A 20,392-nucleotide genomic window follows, 5' to 3' on the forward strand; every position below is an offset into this window, starting at 1 on the left:
GCGGCGGGGCGCCGCGTTCTGTCTGTGGCGGGGGGGGGGGGGGGGGGGGGGGCGCCCCCCCCCGCCCGCCGGCCCGGCGCCCCCCCCCCCCCCCCCCCCCCCCCCCCCCCCCCCCCCGCGTCCCTGTCTTCGCCGCACATGTGGAAACGTGCCCGATGGACGCTCCGAGCGGTCCGCAACGATGCCGCGAACGATCCGAGAGGCCCCCGATGAGCAACCCCGCCCTCCAGAAGTTAACCCTGGCCGACGACCTGAGCATCACCCGGATGGGATACGGCGCGATGCAGCTGACCGGTCCCGGTGTCTTCGGTCCGCCCGAGGACCGCACTCGGGCGATCGCCGTGCTGCGCGCGGCGGTCGAGCTCGGCGTCACCCACATCGACACCAGCGACTTCTACGGGCCGACCGTCGTCAACGAACTGATCAAGGAGGCCCTGCACCCCTATCCGGCCGGTCTGCACATCGTCACCAAGGTCGGCGTCCGCCGCAGCGCCGGCGGGGGCTGGATCACCTCCTTGGACCCCGCCGACCTCAAGGCCCAGGTCCACGAGAATCTCCGGCACCTCGGCCTGGAGACCCTGGACGTGGTCAACCTGCGCACGGCCGCGTTCGGTGGTGACGGGTCCTCCGTCGCCGAGCCGTTCGGCGCCTTGGCCGACCTGCGTGAGCAGGGCCTGATCCGTCACCTCGGCCTGAGCGGGATCACGGACGCCCAGCTCACCGAGGCCCAGGCCATCGCCCCCGTGGTCACCGTGCAGAACCAGTACAACCTGGCCGACCGCGCCGACGACGACCTCGTCGACCGCTGCGCCGAGGAGGGCATCGCCTACGCCGCGTTCTTCCCTCTCGGCGGCGGATTCCACCCACTGCGGTCGCGGATCCTGCGCGACGTCGCACGCCGCGTCGGCGCCTCCGAGCAGCAGGTGGCGCTCGCCTGGCTGCTGCGGCGCTCGCCGTCGACGGTGCTGATCCCCGGAACCTCCAGCGTCGCTCACCTGCGGGAGAACATCGCCGCGGCCGACCTCCAACTTCCCGACGAAGCGATCGCCGAACTCGACACCATCGGGCAGTGACCCCGTGGGCCGCCCCGGTCGAGGACCCCGACGCCCGGCTCCGCGCCTGCGCCGGCGGCCGGACCGGCCGCGCCCACCCCTGCACCTGGACCGACACAGCAGACGACAGAAGGCGGCAAGCCATGAAAATTCGAGACCTCCACGACGAGTTCACCGCGGACCGCGCCGCCGCCGAGCGTGCCTACTACGGGAAATACCTCACCCTTGAGGGAATCTCCGTCCGAACGGGCGAGAGCCAGTACGGTACGCCGGTGGTGGAGGTGTCGGACGTCGACGGTGGCCCCCACATCGCCACCTTCGTGCTGCCGTTCGACCACCGGATCAAGGAGTCGTTCCGGCTCGTGCGAAGCGTCCCCCTGGGCGTCACCGTCACCGTCAAGGGAGAGTGCCGGGTCTTCAGCGAGGACGGGACGGTGCTGGTCATCAAGGACTGCGAACTCCTCACCCCATGAGGCCCATCGGGCCACTTCCCCGAGCGGCGAACGACCGGCACGCGTGAGGTCGGTCCATGCTCGATCCCCGGCCCGCGCGGCATGCGCCGTTCCGCCGGCCAGGGAAGCGTGACAGGCACGGTCTCCCGGATCAGGGACTTCTCCACGTCCCCTGATCCGAGCGGAAGGCCGTGCCTGTCACGCGTTCGGGACCGTGGTGACCGCCGACGCCCCGTACCCCCGGCGCGAGTGCGCCGCCTGCCTGTCGGTACCCCGAAGCCCCGTTCCGTCGAGGTTGCGCGTGAATATCCACCACCTGGACGGTCTCCGGTGGAACGAGTCCGTCAATCTTGCGTGATAAATACCGCTCGGATCACCGACTGCCTTTACTTAAAGGGACACAGCCGCTCGTTCCGAAACGATCGCCCTTTCGAAGCGCTCGAGAAGAACGCATGACCGCGGACACTGCCGACCCGCTCGCCGACATTGACAGTGATGACGCACACGGGTTCGCGTCCTACACGAGAAATGGAAAATTCAGTGACCACGAATCGCACCCTCGTCATTGTCGCCCACCCGAACCTCGCGGAATCCCGTGGCAACGCCGCCTGGCTCGCCGGGATCAAGGACCTGGACAACGTCACCGTCCACGACCTCTACGAGACCTATCCCGATTTCAAGATCGATGCCGCGCGCGAGCAGGAGCTGCTGCGCGAGCACGACACCGTCGTCCTCCAGTTCCCGGTCTACTGGTACAGCGTGACCCCGCTGCTCAAGGCCTGGTTCGACGCGGTGCTGGTGCACGGCTTCGCCTTCACCTTCGACGGTTCCGCCTCCGCGCTGCAGGGCAAGAAGGCCTGGCTGGCCGTCACGGTCGGCAGCACCCTGGAGACCTACGCCGCGGACGGCCTCGCCCGGCGGACCCTCGAGGAGTACCTCGCCCCGGTCGCTCAGACGCTGGAGTTCTGCCAGCTCGACTATCAGGGTTTCCACTCCGTCTACGGCATGATCTTCGACCCGCTGGACGAGGACCTCGTCCTGAACGCCAAGGAATACCGCCGGCTCCTGTCGACCAATGAGACGCCGGTCGGCTGACCTCGGCCATTCGGGAACCGCGATTATTCGTGAATTCCTGGAGTTTTCGCGAGTAATCGCGCTGTCTGCCCAGGGCTTCGGCCCCGGGCCGCGTGTTCGTACATGTCACCGCCGCTTCCTTCGCCGGACTCGAAGAGGGTTCAGCGAAGGAAGCTCCGAGGGGAGAACGGGATGTCCGCCGTGGCCGGGCTGCTCGCGATACGTGAGCAGGTGTTGGCGGGGCCGAGTGCGGCGGCGACCGAGGCGCAGCACGCGAAGGGCAAGCTGACCGCCCGGGAGCGTATCGGGCTGCTGCTGGACGCGGGTTCGTTCCAGGAGGTCGAGCAGTTGCGCCGGCACCGGGCGACCGGGTTCGGCCTGGAGGCCAAGAAGCCGTACACGGACGGTGTGATCACCGGCTGGGGCACGGTCGAGGGCCGTACGGTGTTCGTGTACGCGCACGACTTCCGGATCTTCGGCGGTGCGCTGGGTGAGGCCCACGCCACGAAGATCCACAAGATCATGGACATGGCCATCGCGGCCGGTGCGCCGCTGGTCTCCCTGAACGACGGCGCCGGCGCCCGTATCCAGGAGGGCGTCTCGGCGCTGGCCGGTTACGGCGGCATCTTCCAGCGCAACACCAGGGCCTCGGGTGTCATCCCGCAGATCTCGGTGATGCTGGGTCCGTGTGCGGGCGGTGCGGCCTACAGTCCGGCGCTGACGGACTTCGTGTTCATGGTCCGTGAGACCTCGCAGATGTTCATCACCGGCCCGGACGTGGTCAAGGCGGTGACCGGCGAGGAGATCACCCAGAACGGTCTGGGCGGCGCCGACGTGCACGCCGAGGTCTCCGGCGTGGCGCACTTCGCCTGCGACGACGAGCGGACCTGCCTGGAGGAGGTCCGGTTCCTGCTGTCGATGCTGCCGCAGAACAACCGCGAGACCCCGCCGGCCGAGACGACCGAGGACCCGGCCGACCGCCGCTGCGAGGCGCTGCTGGACCTGGTCCCGGCGGACGGCAACCGCCCCTACGACATGCGCAAGGTGATCGAGGAGCTGGCCGACGAGGGCCAGTTCATGGAGATCCACGAGCGCTGGGCCACCAACGTCGTCTGCGCGCTGGCCCGCCTCGACGGGCAGGTCGTCGGCATCGTCGCCAACCAGCCGCAGTCGCTGGCCGGTGTGCTGGACATCCACGCCTCGGAGAAGGCCGCGCGGTTCGTGCAACTGTGCGACGCCTTCAACATCCCGCTGGTCACGCTGCTGGACGTGCCCGGCTTCCTGCCGGGCGTGGACCAGGAGCACGGCGGGATCATCCGCCACGGCGCCAAGCTGCTGTACGCGTACTGCAACGCCACCGTGCCGCGGATCTCGGTGGTGCTGCGCAAGGCGTACGGCGGCGCGTACATCGTCATGGACTCGCTCTCGGTCGGCGCCGACCTCGCGTTCGCCTGGCCGGGCAACGAGATCGCGGTGATGGGCGCCGAGGGTGCCGCCAACGTCATCTTCCGCCGTGAGATCGCCGCCGCGGACGACCCGGAGGCCAAGCGCGTGGAGATGGTGCAGCGGTACAAGGACGAGCTGATGCACCCCTACTACGCCGCCGAGCGCGGACTGGTCGACGACGTCATAGACCCCGCCGCCACCCGCGAGGTCCTCATCCGCTCCCTGCGGATGCTCCGCACCAAGCACGCGGACCTGCCCGCCCGCAAGCACGGCAACCCACCTCAGTGAGCGCACCGAAGGGGCAGCAGATGGACCAGGGGGACCTCCGCGTCATCAACGGCGATCCCACGCCCGAGGAACTCGCCGCGGTGATCGCGGTTCTGGCGGCCCGCACCGCTGCCCAGCGCGCCGCCACTCCGCGGTTCGCCCACGGCGACCGCCGCCCGCAGGCCCGCTGGCGACGCCTCGAGCGCGTGGCCGGCTACCGCAGTCCCGTCTCCTGGCGCTGACAGACACGCACGCGCCGGTCAGGGCCCCTTTTCCCTAGCACTCGATGATGTTCACCGCGAGCCCGCCGCGCGCGGTCTCCTTGTACTTGACGCTCATGTCGGCGCCGGTCTCCTTCATGGTCTTGATGACCTTGTCGAGGGACACCAGGTGCGAGCCGTCGCCGCGCATCGCCATCCGGGCCGCCGTGACGGCCTTCACCGCGGCCATGCCGTTGCGCTCGATGCAGGGGATCTGGACCAGACCGCCGACCGGGTCGCAGGTCAGGCCGAGGTTGTGCTCCATGCCGATCTCGGCGGCGTTCTCGACCTGCTCGGGGCTGCCGCCCAGCACCTCGGCGAGCGCGCCCGCCGCCATGGAGCAGGCCGAGCCGACCTCGCCCTGGCAGCCGACCTCGGCGCCCGAGATGGAGGCGTTCTCCTTGAACAGCATGCCGATGGCCCCGGCGGCGAGCAGGAACCGTACGACCCCGTCCTCGTCGGCGCCCGGCACGAAGTTGATGTAGTAGTGCAGCACCGCCGGGATGATGCCCGCCGCGCCGTTGGTGGGGGCGGTGACCACCCGGCCGCCCGCCGCGTTCTCCTCGTTGACCGCCATCGCGTAGAGGGTGATCCACTCCATCGCGTGGGCCAGCGGGTCGCCCTCGGCGCGCAGCTGGCGGGCCGAGAGGGCGGCACGGCGGCGGACCCTGAGGCCGCCCGGCAGGATGCCCTCGCGGGTCATGCCGCGCGAGACGCACGCCTGCATCACACGCCAGATCCCGAGCAGTCCCTCGCGGATCTCCTCCTCGGTGCGCCAGGCCCGCTCGTTCTCCAGCATCAGGGCGGAGATCGACAGACCGGTCTCCTTCGTGAGCCGCAGCAGCTCGTCACCTGTGCGGAACGGGTACTTCAGGATCGTGTCGTCGAGCTTGATGCGGTCCTCGCCCACCGCGTCCTCGTCGACGACGAAGCCGCCGCCCACCGAGTAGTACGTCTTCTCCAGGACGAGCCCGCCCGAGGCGTCGTACGCGAAGATCGTCATGCCGTTGGCGTGGTACGGCAGCGCCTTGCGGCGGTGCAGGATCAGGTCGTCGTCGAAGGAGAAGCCGATCTCGTGCTCGCCGAGCAGCCGGATCCGGCCCGCGGCCTTGATCTGCTCGACCCGCTCGTCGGCGTTCTCCACGTCCACCGTCCGGGGCGAGGAGCCCTCCAGACCGAGCAGCACCGCCTTGGGGGTGCCGTGGCCGTGCCCGGTCGCTCCCAGGGAGCCGTACAGCTCGGCGCGTATCGAGGCGACCGACGCCAGCAGGTCCTCGTTGCGCAGCCGCCGGGCGAACATGCGCGCGGCGCGCATCGGACCCACCGTGTGCGAGCTGGACGGGCCGATGCCGATCGAGAACAGGTCGAAGACCGAGATGGCCACGGGAACTCCTTGCTGGTTTCGCCGGACGCCGTTGTCCGGCCGAGGTGGTGCGGGACTGCATGGAACGGGGCACCGCGCTCTGCTTCCAGTGTGCGCGGTGCCCCGGATGTCCGTACGAAAACAACCGTACGGGGTGAAAACGCAGGACAGAAACCCTGCGGAACTACTTCAGGCCGGGGTACAAGGGGTGCTTGTCGGCCAGAGCGGACACCCGGGCCTTCAGCGAGTCCGCGTCGTAGGACGGCTTCAGCGTCTCGGCGATGATGTCCGCGACCTCGGCGAAGTCCTCGGCGGTGAAGCCGCGGGTGGCGAGGGCGGGCGTACCGATGCGCAGGCCCGAGGTGACCATCGGCGGGCGCGGGTCGTTCGGGATGGCGTTGCGGTTGACCGTGATGCCGACCTCGTGGAGACGGTCCTCGGCCTGCTGCCCGTCCAGCTCGGAGTTGCGCAGGTCGACCAGGACCAGGTGCACGTCGGTGCCCCCGGACAGGACGTCCACGCCGACGGCCTTCACGTCGCCCTGGACCAGACGCTCGGCCAGGATGCGCGCGCCGTCCAGCGTGCGCTGCTGGCGCTCCTTGAAGTCCTCCGAGGCGGCGACCTTGAAGGAGACGGCCTTGGCGGCGATCACGTGCTCCAGGGGGCCGCCCTGGAAGCCCGGGAAGACCGAGGAGTTCAGCTTCTTCGCGAACTCCTTCTTCGCGAGGATGATGCCGCCGCGCGGGCCGCCGAGCGTCTTGTGCGTGGTGGAGGTGACCACGTCCGCGAACGGGACCGGGTTCGGGTGCAGACCCGCAGCGACCAGGCCCGCGAAGTGGGCCATGTCGACCCACAGCAGGGCGCCGGCCTCGTCCGCGATCCGGCGGAACTCGGCGAAGTCGAGCTGACGCGGGTACGCCGACCAGCCCGCGATGATCACCTTCGGGCGGTGCTCCTTGGCGAGCCGCTCGACCTCGGCCATGTCGACCAGGCCGCGCTCGTCCACGTGGTACGCGACCACGTCGAACTGCTTGCCGGAGAAGTTCAGCCGCATCCCGTGGGTCAGGTGGCCGCCGTGGGCCAGGTCCAGGCCGAGGATGGTGTCGCCGGGCTGGGCCAGCGCGAACAGCGCGGCCTGGTTGGCGGAGGCACCCGAGTGGGGCTGCACGTTCGCGTACTCGGCGCCGAACAGGTCCTTGACCCGGTCGATGGCGATCTGCTCGGCCACGTCGACGTGCTCGCAGCCGCCGTAGTAGCGGCGGCCCGGGTAGCCCTCGGCGTACTTGTTGGTCAGGACCGAGCCCTGGGCCTCCATGACCGCGACCGGAGCGAAGTTCTCCGAGGCGATCATCTCCAGCGTCGACTGCTGGCGGTGCAGCTCGGCGTCGACGGCGGCGGCCACGTCCGGGTCGAGCTCGTGCAGGGGGGTGTTCATGAGCGACATGCGGGTGACTCTCCTCAGCCGGCGGTGAAGGCGGTGTACTCGTCGGCGGACATCAGGTCCTCGGGCTCGTCCGCGACGCGCACCTTGAACAGCCAGCCGCCCTCGAAGGGGGCGGAGTTGACCAGGGCCGGGTCGTCCACGACGTCCTGGTTGGCCTCGACGACCTCGCCGTTCACCGGGGAGTACAGGTCGCTGACCGACTTGGTCGACTCCAGTTCGCCGCAGGACTCGCCCGCGGTCACCGTGTCACCGACCTCCGGGAGCTGGGCGTAGACGACATCGCCGAGCGCGCTGGCCGCGAACTCGGTGATGCCGACCGTCGCGACGCCGTCCTCGGCGACGGACAGCCACTCGTGCTCCTTGCTGTAACGCAGCTGCTGGGGGTTGCTCATGACCTGAATTCTCCTGTACGCGGTGGAGTGCTGATGGAGGGAGGCGTGGGTGACCGGGCGGATGTGCCCAGGGTCACGTCCGGCGCCTGTCGGTGCCGGCGCCCGGGGGCGTCCGCCGGTGGCGGCGCCCGGAAGGCGCCCGTGTCATGTCCGGCCCTTACGGACCAGTGTCACTTCCGGCGCTTGTAGAACGGCAGCGCCACGACCTCGTACGGTTCGTGGCTGCCCCGGATGTCCACGCCCACACCGGCCGTGCCCGGCGCGGCGTGCGCGGCGTCGACGTACGCCATGGCGATCGGCCTGCCGAGCGTGGGGGAGGGGGCACCGGAGGTGACCTCGCCGATCACCTCGCCGCCGGCGACGACCGAGAACCCGGCGCGCGGCACACGGCGTCCCTCGGCGATCAGGCCGACGAGGACCCGCGGCGGGTTCTGCTCGGCACGGGAGGCGGCCTCCTCGAGCGCCGCGCGCCCCACGAAGTCGCCGTCCTTCTCGAACTTCACGACCCGGCCGAGACCGGCGTCGAAAGGGGTCAGCGAGGTGGTCAGCTCGTGCCCGTACAGCGGCATGCCGGCCTCCAGACGCAGCGTGTCGCGGCAGGACAGACCGCAGGGGACGAGCCCGACCGGGGTGCCCGCGTCGGTGAGCGCCTGCCACACCTTCTCGGCGTCGGCGGGGGCGACGAACAGCTCGAAGCCGTCCTCGCCGGTGTAGCCGGTGCGCGCGATCAGGGCCGGAACGCCGGCCACGGTGCCCGGCAGGCCCGCGTAGTACTTCAGGCCGTCGAGGTCGGCGTCGGTGACCGCCTTGAGGATGCCGGGGGACTCCGGTCCCTGCACGGCGATCAGCGCGTAGGCGTCACGGTCGTCGCGCACCACGGCGTCGAAACCGGCGGCGCGCACGGTCAGGGCGTCCAGCACCACCTGGGCGTTGGAGGCGTTGGCGACGACCATGTACTCGTGGTCGGCCAGGCGGTAGACGATCAGGTCGTCCAGGATGCCGCCGTCCTCCTGGCAGATCATGGTGTAGCGGGCGCGGCCGGTGCCGACGGTGGCGATGTTGCCGACCAGCGCGTGGTTCAGGAGCTCCGCCGCCTGCGGTCCGGTGACGGTGATCTCGCCCATGTGGGAGAGGTCGAAGAGACCGGCCTTCGTGCGGACGGCGACGTGCTCGTCGCGCTCCGAGCCGTAGCGCAGGGGCATGTCCCAGCCCGCGAAGTCGGTCATGGTCGCGCCGAGCGAACGATGCAGGGCATCGAGCGCGGTGTGACGGGGTGCGTTGCTGCTCATCGGTCTGGCTCCCAGGGCATGACGGCGAGGTCGTTCCTCCCCATCTGTCATCGGAACCTGAGAGGTTCATCAAGACCCCACGAAACGGTGGTCCTGACTTGCACCTTGGGTGGAGCCGCCGGGGCGGCCCGCTTTTCAGATGTGCCTCGCCCGCGCGGTAACGGTGCCTGAGAGATTCAAGGGAGGGACTTGCTCCTTCGGCGCCCGGGTACACGTACCCAGGACTCTCCCGCGCGGATTCAAGCGGCCGGTATGCAGTTGGCGCGGCCATCATCGCACGCGCTGTCGGATCACGGCAGCCCGCCATCTGTGACCGCTCTGTGGCAGTCCGCGTACGAAATGGGGAAGCGCCTGCCATTACCTTCTCTTTACACTCGACGGGGATGGGACTCCACATCGAAGGGGAGGACGGTCACGGTGAACAGGACCAGGGCGTACGCGACGACCTCGGGTCTCGCGCTGCCCGAGCAGACCGGCGCACCGGCCCGGGAGGCCCGCGGGCCCCGCCCCGCGGCCGTCGTGCGGGACCTCCGCGAGCGGGTCGGGCACAGTCCGCACGGCCTCCGCTTCGGTGCGCACGACGTGGTCGTGGTCAGCGGACTGCCCGGCAGCGGCAAGTCGACGCTGATGCGGCGGGCCGTGCGGGGCGCGCGGGTCGACTCGCAGGACACCCGGGACCGCTGGGACGGCCGGATGTCCGGGCTGCTGCCCTACGCGCTCTACCGCCCCCTCGTCCGCCTCGCGCACTACGCCGGCCTGCGCCGCGCCCTGCGCGAGGGCGGCGGACTCGTCGTGCACGACTGCGGCACCCAGGCCTGGGTGCGCCGCTGGCTCGCCCGCGAGGCCCGGCGCCGCGGCGGCGCGCTGCACCTGCTGCTGCTCGACGTCACGCCCGACACCGCGCTGGACGGCCAGCGCGAGCGCGGCCGGGGCGTCTCGCGCTACGCCTTCGCCCGCCACCGCGGCGGGGTCGCCCGGCTGCTGCGCTCCGCCGAGCGGGGAGACCTGCCCGAGGGCTGCGGCTCCGCGGTGCTGATCGACCGCGACGCGGCGGACGTACTGCGCAGGATCGACTTCGCCCGCTGACCGGGGAAGTGCCGCGCGCGACCGACTTCGGCCCTTGTCCGCAAGTGCGGCGCGCGGTACCGGCTTCGGCGACTGACCGGGAGCGTGCCGGGCAGGATCGGATTCGGCCACTGACCCGCGGTGGCCGCCCACTAACCTTTCCAGCCGGAACAACGGTTCGAAGCGGACGGTAGACAGATGGACTTTCCGGCACAGGCGCACCCCCATCCGCACGGCGGTTGGCCCGGCAACGAGCTGGAGGAGGTGTTGTCCTCCTCCCTCGGCGTGCCCGCGGGGCCCTCGGCGGCCGCCCGCATCGTCGAGGTGCTCGGCCGCAGCTTCGTGTGGGTGCCGCTGCCCAACGGCGGCGGCCCGCGGAGCGGCGCGCTCGACCTGCCCACGATGGACATCGGCGGTCAGGTCTACGTCCCCGTCTTCAGCTCCGAGGAGCAGTTCCGCCAGGTCGTCGGCAGCCACATGTCGTACACGATCGCGCCCGCCGTGGAGTTCGCCCGCGGACTTCCCCCGCAGGTCGGCATCGCGGTGAACCCGGACGGCGTGGTCGGCGTACCGCTGCCGCCGATCGCCGTCGCGGAGCTGTGCAGAGCCGGGCGGAGCGAGCTGGACGGGGCGGCCAGCGGGGGCCGTGTGCGGCTCTTCGAGCCCGACTGGCAGGACGACCCGATGGACTTCCTCGCCGCGGCCTCGGCGGAGTTCGCCGCGACGGGTGTCGTCCTGAGCGCCCGCCGGTGTCTGGCCAGCATCGAGGGCGACGCGCCTGTCATGTTCATCGGCGTCGAACTCTCGGCGTGGGAGGGCGACGCCCGCGCACTGCCCCTGGACGCCCTGGGCCGCGCGCTCGGCCGGGTTCCGGTGAACATCGCGGTGAACCTCGTTCTTCTCGACGTGGCGCAGGACCCGGTCGGCGACTGGATGCGGGCGAAGGTGCGGCCCTTCTACCAGCACGGTCACTGAACGGCGCGGGCGGCGGAGGTGCCCCGAGAGGCCGCACACCCGCCGCGCGGGGGGCCCGGCCGCCCCGCGCGGCGGTTCCCGGCTCTCGACTGCTTCCCCCGGCGGAGCACGATCGCCGCATAAGCTGGTTTCATGGCCCGGTCGGGGTGTTGACGCATGTCGGTAACCGGTACCTCGGGCGTAAGGGATGAGTTCGTCGTGAATTGTTCGCGAAGGGGCGGTTGAAGGTGAGCGCGTCGGGCACGGCCGCGGCCGGGCAGGTCGAGCACATGCTGCGCCAGGTGACTCCCGGGCGTTACGACGCCTACGAGGCGCTCCTTCGCGCGCTCGCGACCCCGTCGTCCGGCCAGGTGTGGATGCTGCTGTGGCACGGCCAGGCCGGCTCGCCGGACGCCCAGTACGGGAACATGCACGTGGACGGCTTCGGTTACGCCCCGTGCGTCACCTCCGCCCAGGAGCTCTCGGCCAGTGGCTGGAACCGCAGTTACGAGGTCGTGGACGGGCTGGACGTCGCCCGCACCCTGTACCCGGACCACTTCGGCCTCTGGCTCAATCCGCACGCCCCGAACGGCGGTCTCGGCATCCCGTGGCTGGATCTGCGCCGGATCGCCACGGGCCTGGAGCGGCAGCCCGCGGGCCCGCTGCGGCTGTCCGAACCGGCCATCGAGATCCCGCAGTTCTACGCCCTGCTCACGCAGAACGCCCATCGGACGCCGTCCGTACGGTCGTTGCGCCGCGCCTGGGTCCAACCCACGGTCGGGGCACCGTATCTGGCCATCGGCCTCGACGTGTACGACACCTCGCCGCCCGCCGTCGACTCGGTGCGGGCGATGATGCAGCAGTCCATCGGCGCGGTCCCGGACGGGCTGCCCGTCTCCACCGTCGCCATGTCCGACGAGTTCGACCCGGTGGCGATGTGGCTGCGCGCCAACGCACGCCCGTTCTACGACCGTGAGGCACACGGGGCCCCGGCACAGGCGCCGACCGCGGGCGGTTACGGCTATCCACCGGCCCGCGGCGGCTACTGAGAGCGTCCCGAATCGCGGACCTGTCGCATGCGCGTGCGAGAACGACTGGCATCATGATTCTGCACACGGCCTTCACGAGACGTGCGTTGCATGCTGCTGACCTGCGGGGTAGCGGACGGATGTGCCTGATGTCCCGTTTTGGCGGGACTTCTGATCAAAAAGACCTCTTTGGGGCCTTCGCGCTCAATTGGCAGTCGTCCGGCTCCCGTTACCCACTGTTCGGATAACGGAATCCCCCAACAAGCATCACGGTTACGCATACTTTCTCCATGAGGCCTGGCAACTGATCGTGGCGGCACTGAAGACTCGCCCATCAGACACGGGGTCGTCGATCCTGTGAGCGAGTGCAAGCCGAATCATCAGCCGGGTCACCGGACCGCACCATCTGCGGTCAACTTCCCGGCGAGCAAGTGAACCAAGCCGCAGACAGCGGCAGTCGTAGGCCGGTCACCACCGGCGAGAGGGGTCGGGTCACTGTGACCGCACCGATCGAGACCACCGCGGCGGCAACGGAAGCGCAGCCAGAGGCCGCGCTCGCCGGAGCCGGCAAGGGGCGGATCGAGGGCCGTTCCCTGGGACAGATCGCCTGGACGCGCTTCAAGCGCGACAAGGTGGCGGTCGCCGGCGGTGTCATCGTCGTGCTGCTCATCCTGATGGCCATCCTCGCCCGGCCCATCCAGTCGATGCTGGGTCTGGACCCGAACGCCTTCAACCAGGACCTGATCGACGCCAACACCTCGCTGCCCAAGGGCGGGATGGGCGGCATGTCCGCGGACCACCCGCTCGGTGTGGACCCGAAGTTCGGCCGCGACCTCGCCACCCGCCTCCTGGAGGGCTCCTGGGTCTCGCTGGTCGTCGCCTTCGGCGCCACGATCCTGTCGAACGTGATCGGCGCGATCCTCGGCGTCGTCGCGGGCTTCTACGGCGGGCGGGTCGACTCGATCATCAGCCGACTGATGGACACCTTCCTCGCCTTCCCCCTCCTGCTCTTCGCGATCGCCATCTCCGCCACCCTGCAGGGCGGCGCGTTCGGCCTCGAAGGGCTCCCGCTCCACCTGAGCGTCCTGATCTTCGTGATCGGCTTCTTCAACTGGCCCTACCTGGGCCGGATCGTGCGCGGTCAGACCCTCGCCCTGCGCGAGCGCGAATTCGTGGACGCCTCCCGGGGCATGGGCGCCAAGGGCCCGTACATCCTGTTCCGGGAGCTGCTGCCCAACCTGGTCGGCCCGATCATCGTCTACTCGACGCTGCTCATCCCGACCAACATCCTCTTCGAGGCGTCCCTGAGCTTCCTCGGGGTCGGCATCCAGCCCCCGCAGGCTTCCTGGGGCGGCATGCTGCGTGAAGCGGTGACCTACTACGAGGTCGACCCGCAGTTCATGATCGTGCCCGGCCTCGCCATCTTCGTGACCGTCCTCGCCTTCAACCTTCTGGGCGACGGTCTCCGCGACGCTCTCGACCCGCGCAGCCGCTGATGCCTGACGGACACCGAGAGATCACCAAGTTTCCGACAATGGAGGGGAACCCGCCCATCATGCGTAGGTCAACGCTGGCCGCCATTGCGGCCATCGGCTCCGCGAGTCTGCTCGTTGCAGGCTGCAGCAAGGCCGATGACAACAAGAACACCGACAACACGAAGTCAGCTGGGGCCAACGCAGCGACCAAGGACGTCGTCAACGCCTCCACCAAGAAGGGGGGCACGGTCACGTACGAGTACTCGGACGTGCCGGACTCCTTCGACCCGGGCAACACGTACTACGCGTACATGTACAACCTGAGCCGCCTGTACGCGCGCCCGCTGATGACGTTCCAGCCCGGCGCCGGCGAGAAGGGCAACACCCTTGTCCCCGACCTCGCGGCCTCCAAGGGTGTCCCGAGCGACGGCGGCAAGACCTGGACGTACAAGCTGCGTTCGGGCCTGAAGTACCAGGACGGCACCGCGATCACGTCCAAGGACGTCAAGTACGCGGTCGAGCGCTCCAACTTCGCGCGTGACGTGCTCTCCCTCGGTCCGAACTACTTCCAGCAGTTCCTCGTGGGCGGCGACAAGTACAAGGGTCCCTACAAGGACAAGAGCGCCAAGGGCCTCTCGTCCATCGAGACCCCGGACGACACCACGGTTGTCTTCCACCTGAAGACGGCCTTCCAGGAGTTCGACTACCTGGTCGCCTCGCCGCAGACCGCTCCGGTCCCGCAGGCCAAGGACAACGGCGTCGACTACGTCAAGAACATCGTGTCCTCGGGCTCGTACAAGTTCCAGAGCTACGCCGACGGCAAGCAGGCCGTCCTCGTGCGCAACGAGAACTGGGACGCGGCGACCGACCCGCTGCGCAAGCAGTACCCGGACAAGATCGTCGTCAACCTGAAGGTCAACGCCGAGACGATCGACAAGGACGTCCTCGCGGGCGACGCGATCGACCTCGGTGGTGGCGGTGTCCAGGCCGCGACCCAGGCCGACGTGCTCACCTCCGCCGCCAAGAAGGCCAACACGGACAACACCTACGGTGGCCGTCTGGTCTACATGGCGATCAACACCAAGGTGAAGCCGTTCGACAACGTCGCGTGCCGCAAGGCCGTGCAGTTCGCGATCGACAAGGTCTCGGTCCAGACGGCCGAGGGCGGCCCGATCCGCGGCGACATCGCCTCCACGGTTCTCCCGCCGGACATCCCGGGCTACGCCAAGTCGGACGTCTACGCGTCGGCCGGCAACAAGGGTGACGCCGCCAAGGCCAAGGAGCAGCTCAAGGCCTGCGGCAAGGAGACCATCAACACCAACATCTCCGCGCGCAGCGACCGCCCGCAGGAGATCGACGCCGCCACGGCGATCATCGCCTCGCTGAAGAAGGTCGGCATCAACGCCAGCCTGAAGCAGTACCCGTCGGGCAAGTACTTCACCGACTACGCGGGTGTCCCGAAGTTCACCGAGAAGAACAACATCGGTCTGATCATGATGCAGTGGGGTGCCGACTGGCCCTCCGGCTACGGCTTCCTGCAGCAGATCCTGAACGGTTCCGCGATCGGCGCGTCCGGTAACACCAACCTGTCGCAGTACGACAACAAGGACGTCAACTCCCTCCTGGAGAAGGCGATCGGTACGCAGGACGACGCCGCGCGCAACGCCCTGTACACCGAGATCGACAAGAAGACCATGGACGACGCCGTCCTCGTGCCGCTGACCTACTTCAAGGTTCTGCTGGCCCGCCCGCAGTACGCGACCAACCTGGTCTCCACGGCGGCCTTCAGCGGTCAGTACGACTACCTCAACATCGGCACCACGAAGAAGTAGCCCCGGAAGGCAGGTGAAGGCATTGGTGCCCGCGGGCTCAGCCCGCGGGCACCAGCGCCGATCCCCGTGATTTCGTACATCCTCCGTCGGACGGCAGCGGCAGCGATCCTGCTCCTGGTCGTCTCCGCGGTCACCTTCGCCATCTTCTTCCTGCTGCCAAGACTGGCCGGCCAGACCGCCGACCAGCTCGCGCAGCAGTACATCGGGAAGAGCCCGACGAAGGCCGACATCATCGCGGTCAAGCACAACCTCGGTCTGGACCAGCCCGTCTACGTCCAGTACTGGCACTTCATCAAGGGGATCGTCAGCGGCGCTACCTACGACCTGGGTCCCACCACGGCGCACTGTGACGCACCGTGCTTCGGGTACTCCTTCAAGACCCACCAGGCCGTCTGGCCGGACCTCACCTCGCGCATGCCGGTGACCCTGTCGCTCGCCGCGGGTGCCGCGGTGCTGTGGCTGCTGTCCGGTGTCGCGGCGGGTGTGATCTCCGCCCTGAAGCCGCGTTCGATCTTCGACCGCACCTTCATGGGCATCGCGCTCGCCGGTGTCTCGCTGCCCATGTTCTTCACGGGCAACCTGGCTCTGCTGCTCTTCACCGTCAACTGGCCGATCTTCGGCCGCACCTATGTCCCGCTCACCGAGAACCCCGCCCAGTGGGCCAACACCCTCTTCCCCGCGTGGTGTTCTCTCGCTCTCCTGTACTCCGCCATCTACGCGCGGCTCACCCGCTCGGGCATGCTGGAGACGATGAACGAGGACTTCATCCGCACGGCCCGCGCCAAGGGTCTGCGTGAGGGCAAGGTCGTGGTCCGGCACGGACTGCGCGCCGCGCTCACCCCGATCATCACCGTCTTCGGCATGGACCTCGGTCTGCTGCTCGGCGGTGCCGTGATCACCGAGTCCGTGTTCTCCCTGCACGGCATCGGCCAGTACGCGGTGCAGGGCATCACCGACAACGACCTGCCGAAGATCCTCGGCGTGACTCTTCTCGCCGCGTTCTTCGTCGTCGTGGCAAATCTTCTGGTGGACCTGCTCTACGCCGCCGCCGACCCGCGGGTGAGGCTCTCGTGACCGAACTTTCCAAGACCGGCGCCGCTGTCGGCGAGCCCGTCTCCTCGCCCTCGGACGCTCCCAAGGCGTTCCTCGAAGTGCGCGACCTCAAGGTGCACTTCCCGACCGACGACGGTCTGGTCAAGTCCGTCGACGGGCTCAGCTTCGCGGTGGAGAAGGGCAAGACCCTCTGCGTCGTGGGCGAGTCGGGTTCCGGCAAGTCCGTCACCTCGCTGGCGATCATGGGTCTGCACCGTCTCGGCGCGCGCGGCAAGAACGTCCAGATGTCGGGCGAGATCTGGCTCGACGGCAAGGAACTGGTCAACGCCCACCCGGACGAGGTGCGCAAGCTCCGCGGCCGCGAGATGGCGATGATCTTCCAGGACCCGCTGTCCGCGATGCACCCGTACTACACGATCGGCAACCAGATCGTGGAGGCGTACCGCACCCACCACAAGGTCAGCAAGAAGGTCGCCCGCGCGCGGGCGATCGAGATGCTCGACCGCGTGGGCATCCCCGAGCCGGGCAAGCGCGTCGACAGCTACCCGCACGAGTTCTCGGGCGGTATGCGTCAGCGCGCGATGATCGCGATGGCGCTCGTCAACAACCCCGAGCTGCTCATCGCGGACGAGCCGACGACCGCCCTGGACGTCACCGTCCAGGCGCAGATCCTCGACCTCATCCGCGATCTGCAGAAGGAGTTCGGCTCCGCGGTCGTCCTCATCACCCACGACCTGGGTGTGGTGGCCGAGATCGCCGACGACGTCCTCGTGATGTACGGCGGCCGGTGTGTCGAGCGCGGCACCGCCGAGCGGGTCTTCGAGCAGCCGCAGCACCCCTACACCTGGGGTCTGCTCGGCTCGATGCCCCGTATCGACCGTGAGACGTCCGAGCGGCTCATCCCCGTCAAGGGCCAGCCGCCGAGCCTCATCAACGTCCCCTCGGGCTGCGCCTTCCACCCGCGCTGCCCGTACGCGGACCTGCCCAAGGGCAATGTCACCCGCACTGTGCGCCCCGAACTGCAGCTCGTCGGCAGCGGCCACTACACCGCCTGCCACCTCTCGCAGGAGGACCGCACGCGGATCTGGACCGAAGAGATTGCGCCGAAGCTGTGAGTGAGAACAACAAGACGGACGGCGCCGGCGCGGTGATCCCGCAGCAGGCCGCGGCTCCCGCGCACCGCGCGAAGTCCTCGGACAGCAGTGAGGTCCTCCTCCGGGTCCAGGGGCTGCAGAAGCACTTCCCCATCCGGAAGGGCGTTCTCCAGCGTCAGGTCGGTGCGGTCAAGGCCGTCGACGGCATCGACTTCGAGGTCCGCAAGGGCGAGACGCTCGGCGTCGTCGGCGAGTCCGGCTGCGGCAAGTCGACCATGGGCCGGGTCATCACCCGCCTCCAGGACCCGACCGGCGGCACCATCGAGTTCGAGGGCCGGGACATCACCCGTCTCAGCACCTCGAAGATGCGTCCGCTGCGCCGTGACATCCAGATGATCTTCCAGGACCCGTACGGGTCGCTGAACCCCCGTCACACCATCGGCTCGATCGTCTCGGCGCCGTTCCGGCTCCAGAACGTGGAGCCCGAGGGCGGTGTGAAGAAGGAGGTCCAGCGGCTCCTGGAGCTGGTGGGTCTGAGCCCCGAGCACTACAACCGCTACCCGCACGAGTTCTCCGGCGGCCAGCGCCAGCGCATCGGCATCGCCCGCGCGCTCGCCCTGAAGCCGAAGCTGGTCGTGGCGGACGAGCCGGTCTCGGCGCTCGACGTGTCGATCCAGGCGCAGGTCGTGAACCTGATGGACGACCTGCAGTCCGAGCTCGGTCTGACGTACGTGATCATCGCTCACGACCTCTCCGTCGTGCGCCATGTCTCGGACCGCATCGCGGTGATGTACCTCGGCAAGATCGTCGAGCTCGCCGACCGCGCCTCGCTGTACCAGGCTCCGATGCACCCGTACACCAAGGCCCTCATGTCGGCCGTGCCGGTGCCGGACCCCAAGCGCCGGGGCGCCAAGAGCGAGCGGATCCTGCTGCGCGGCGACGTTCCCTCGCCGATCGCGCCGCCGAGCGGCTGCCGGTTCCACACCCGGTGCTGGAAGGCCACGCAGGTCTGCAAGACGACCGAGCCGCCGCTCATCGAGCTGAAGCCCGGTCAGCGCGTCGCCTGCCACCACCCGGAGAACGCCGCGGACCAGGCTCCGCAGGACGTCGTCCTGCTCTCGGCCGCCCGCGAAGCGGTCGAGCTGGTCTCCGGTGTGGAGTCCGCCGAGGTGTCGGGCAAGGCTCCCGCCGAACTCGCCGCCGAAGGTGACGAGGCCGGCAAGGCGTCGGACACCGCTGCCGGTGACGAGGCCGCCGCCACGGAGGACTCCGCGGTCGCGGAAGCCGATCGTCAGGAGTCAACCGGCAAGTAGGCCGTGACGACTTGGCAAAGTCATGAACATGCTCGAACGGGAGAGTGCAGAGTCCTGCGTGTCCGTCTGATCGGAAACGATCGGCACACGTACGAAAGGGACGCGAAATGGCACTCTCCCGTTCGGCACGTTTAGGCGCGCTCGCCACCGCGGCGGCCTCCTTCCTCATCGTCGCCGCCTCCTCCGCCCCCACCCCCGGCGCGGACGGCATCGGCGACGCGTACTTCCCCCAGCTCGGCAACGGCGGCTTCGACGCCCGCCACTACGCCCTCGACGTGGCGTACGACCCCGCCACGGACCGCCTCGACGGCGTCACGACCCTCACCGCCCGCGCCACCCAGAACCTCTCCGCCTTCGACCTGGACCTCCAGAAGCTGGACGTCACGAAGGTCGAGGTGAACGGCAGAGCCGCCCACTTCACGCGCGAGGGCGACGAGATCCGCGTCACCCCGCGCGGCACGCTGGCCAAGGGCAAGAACTTCACCGTGCGGGTCACCTACGGCGGGGTCCCCGAGGCACTCAACGGTCCGATCGTCTTCGGCTCCGACTACGGGTGGATGAAGACGGCCGACGGCGTCTTCGTCGCGTGCGAGCCCAACGCCGCCTCCACCTGGTTCCCCTCCAGCGACCACCCGTCCGACAAGGCGACCTACGACATCCGCATCACGGCGCCCAAGGGCCTGACGGCGGTCTCCAACGGCCGCCTGGTGTCGACCCGCGCCAAGGGCGCCTCCACGGTCACCCACTGGCGCGAGAGCCGGCCCATGGCCACCTACCTCGCGACGGCGACCATCGGGACGTTCGACGTGAGGACCGGCACCACCCCGGGCGGGACACCGATCTACGTCGCCGTCGACCCGGTGCTCGCGAACAGCAACAGCGTCGACGTGTACGCCGTCACCGCCGAGGCGACCGACTACTGGTCGCAGGTGTTCGGGCCGTACCCGTTCGAGGAGACCGGCGCCATCGTCGACGACATGCCCGAGGCGGGCTTCTCGCTGGAGGTCCAGTCGAAGCCCGCGTACTCGGCGGTGCGCTCGGAGTCGACCATCGTGCACGAGCTGGCCCACCAGTGGTTCGGCGACTCGGTCTCGGTGGCGCACTGGAAGGACATCTGGCTCAACGAGGGCTTCGCGACCTACGCCCAGTGGCTGTGGGCCGAGCACAAGGGCACCCGCTCGGCGCACGACTCGTTCGTCGCCGGGTACAACCAGCGGCCCGCGGACTCCGCCTTCTGGCAGATCACGGTCGGCGATCCGCAGCGGGACACCATGTTCGCCTCGGCCGTCTACCAGCGGGGCGCGATGACGCTCCAGATGCTGCGCGAACGCATCGGCGACACAGCCTTCTTCAAGCTGCTGCCCGCGTGGACGAAGCTGCAACGGTACGGCAATGCCAGCACCGCCGAGTTCATCGCCCTCGCCGAGAAGGTCTCCGGGCAGCAGCTCGACGATCTCTTCCAGACCTGGCTGTTCACCACAGGCAAGCCGGCCCTCTAGACCTTCCTTCGTAAGGCGCACACCCCGCGACAGGTGAGAA

Annotated in this window: 18 protein-coding genes and 1 riboswitch; of the genes, 14 read left to right on the forward strand and 4 right to left on the reverse strand. The window is 69.2% G+C overall.

What is annotated here, in order from left to right:
- Window positions 1–209 precede the first annotated feature (209 nt).
- From ACFYYF_RS35810 to ACFYYF_RS35830, 5 genes are all read left to right on the forward strand, one after another.
- Window positions 210–1,073 (forward strand): oxidoreductase, encoded by an 864-nt coding sequence (locus ACFYYF_RS35810; RefSeq protein ID WP_388782362.1) that lies wholly within the window; start codon window positions 210–212, stop codon window positions 1,071–1,073.
- Window positions 1,074–1,195: 122 nt separating this feature from the next.
- Window positions 1,196–1,525, forward strand: a complete 330-nt coding sequence (locus ACFYYF_RS35815) for a hypothetical protein (RefSeq protein WP_388782365.1) — start codon at window positions 1,196–1,198, stop codon at window positions 1,523–1,525.
- 519 nt (window positions 1,526–2,044) lie between these two features.
- On the forward strand, window positions 2,045–2,599 hold the full coding sequence (locus tag ACFYYF_RS35820; protein WP_365491765.1) for an NAD(P)H-dependent oxidoreductase: 555 nt from the start codon (window positions 2,045–2,047) through the stop codon (window positions 2,597–2,599).
- Window positions 2,600–2,770: 171 nt separating this feature from the next.
- Window positions 2,771–4,312 carry an acyl-CoA carboxylase subunit beta gene (locus ACFYYF_RS35825; protein WP_388782369.1) on the forward strand — a complete coding sequence of 514 codons (1,542 nt, stop codon included), beginning with the start codon at window positions 2,771–2,773 and terminating at the stop codon, window positions 4,310–4,312.
- A gap of 20 nt (window positions 4,313–4,332) precedes the next feature.
- Window positions 4,333–4,533, forward strand: a complete 201-nt coding sequence (locus tag ACFYYF_RS35830) for an acyl-CoA carboxylase epsilon subunit (protein ID WP_388782372.1) — start codon at window positions 4,333–4,335, stop codon at window positions 4,531–4,533.
- A gap of 34 nt (window positions 4,534–4,567) precedes the next feature.
- Here the strand turns inward: ACFYYF_RS35830 and ACFYYF_RS35835 are convergent, their stop codons facing one another.
- The 4 genes from ACFYYF_RS35835 to gcvT all read right to left on the reverse strand — a co-directional run bounded on the left by ACFYYF_RS35835 (window position 4,568) and on the right by gcvT (window position 9,039).
- Entirely contained in the window at window positions 4,568–5,935 is a 1,368-nt protein-coding gene (locus ACFYYF_RS35835) for an L-serine ammonia-lyase (RefSeq protein WP_388782375.1), read from the reverse strand.
- A gap of 163 nt (window positions 5,936–6,098) precedes the next feature.
- Window positions 6,099–7,358 (reverse strand): serine hydroxymethyltransferase, encoded by a 1,260-nt coding sequence (gene glyA, locus ACFYYF_RS35840; protein ID WP_361693494.1) that lies wholly within the window; start codon window positions 7,356–7,358, stop codon window positions 6,099–6,101.
- A 14-nt stretch (window positions 7,359–7,372) separates the two neighbouring features.
- Window positions 7,373–7,750: a glycine cleavage system protein GcvH gene (gcvH, locus tag ACFYYF_RS35845; protein ID WP_339131724.1), complete on the reverse strand. Its 378-nt coding sequence runs from the start codon at window positions 7,748–7,750 to the stop codon at window positions 7,373–7,375.
- A 170-nt stretch (window positions 7,751–7,920) separates the two neighbouring features.
- Window positions 7,921–9,039, reverse strand: coding sequence for a glycine cleavage system aminomethyltransferase GcvT (gene gcvT, locus ACFYYF_RS35850; protein WP_388782379.1), 1,119 nt, complete (start codon window positions 9,037–9,039; stop codon window positions 7,921–7,923).
- Window positions 9,040–9,184: 145 nt separating this feature from the next.
- Window positions 9,185–9,281: riboswitch (glycine riboswitch) on the reverse strand.
- 175 nt (window positions 9,282–9,456) lie between these two features.
- Between gcvT and ACFYYF_RS35855 the strand changes: the two genes are divergently transcribed.
- From ACFYYF_RS35855 to ACFYYF_RS35895, 9 genes are all read left to right on the forward strand, one after another.
- A complete protein-coding gene (locus ACFYYF_RS35855; RefSeq protein WP_388782383.1) occupies window positions 9,457–10,125 on the forward strand; it encodes an AAA family ATPase in 669 nt (222 codons plus the stop codon).
- Window positions 10,126–10,302: 177 nt separating this feature from the next.
- Window positions 10,303–11,079: an enhanced serine sensitivity protein SseB gene (locus tag ACFYYF_RS35860; RefSeq protein WP_388782386.1), complete on the forward strand. Its 777-nt coding sequence runs from the start codon at window positions 10,303–10,305 to the stop codon at window positions 11,077–11,079.
- 227 nt (window positions 11,080–11,306) lie between these two features.
- A complete protein-coding gene (locus tag ACFYYF_RS35865; RefSeq protein WP_361693502.1) occupies window positions 11,307–12,107 on the forward strand; it encodes an enhanced serine sensitivity protein SseB C-terminal domain-containing protein in 801 nt (266 codons plus the stop codon).
- Window positions 12,108–12,583: 476 nt separating this feature from the next.
- On the forward strand, window positions 12,584–13,582 hold the full coding sequence (locus ACFYYF_RS35870) for an ABC transporter permease (RefSeq protein ID WP_361693504.1): 999 nt from the start codon (window positions 12,584–12,586) through the stop codon (window positions 13,580–13,582).
- Window positions 13,583–13,620: 38 nt separating this feature from the next.
- The gene (locus ACFYYF_RS35875; RefSeq protein WP_388782390.1) at window positions 13,621–15,393 is read left to right on the forward strand and encodes an ABC transporter substrate-binding protein; all 1,773 of its coding nucleotides are present in this window, start codon (window positions 13,621–13,623) and stop codon (window positions 15,391–15,393) included.
- A gap of 66 nt (window positions 15,394–15,459) precedes the next feature.
- Entirely contained in the window at window positions 15,460–16,467 is a 1,008-nt protein-coding gene (locus tag ACFYYF_RS35880; protein ID WP_361693508.1) for an ABC transporter permease, read from the forward strand.
- A complete protein-coding gene (locus ACFYYF_RS35885) occupies window positions 16,464–17,561 on the forward strand; it encodes an ABC transporter ATP-binding protein (RefSeq protein WP_388782393.1) in 1,098 nt (365 codons plus the stop codon). The genes ACFYYF_RS35880 and ACFYYF_RS35885 overlap by 4 nt, the downstream gene beginning before the upstream one ends.
- Window positions 17,558–18,853: an ABC transporter ATP-binding protein gene (locus ACFYYF_RS35890; RefSeq protein ID WP_388782396.1), complete on the forward strand. Its 1,296-nt coding sequence runs from the start codon at window positions 17,558–17,560 to the stop codon at window positions 18,851–18,853. Before ACFYYF_RS35885 ends, ACFYYF_RS35890 begins: the two co-directional genes overlap by 4 nt.
- Window positions 18,854–18,960: 107 nt before the next feature.
- Window positions 18,961–20,352, forward strand: coding sequence for a M1 family metallopeptidase (locus ACFYYF_RS35895; RefSeq protein WP_388782399.1), 1,392 nt, complete (start codon window positions 18,961–18,963; stop codon window positions 20,350–20,352).
- Window positions 20,353–20,392 lie beyond the last annotated feature (40 nt).

The organism is Streptomyces sp. NPDC001914 (assembly GCF_042891215.1).
Lineage (GTDB): Bacteria > Actinomycetota > Actinomycetes > Streptomycetales > Streptomycetaceae > Streptomyces.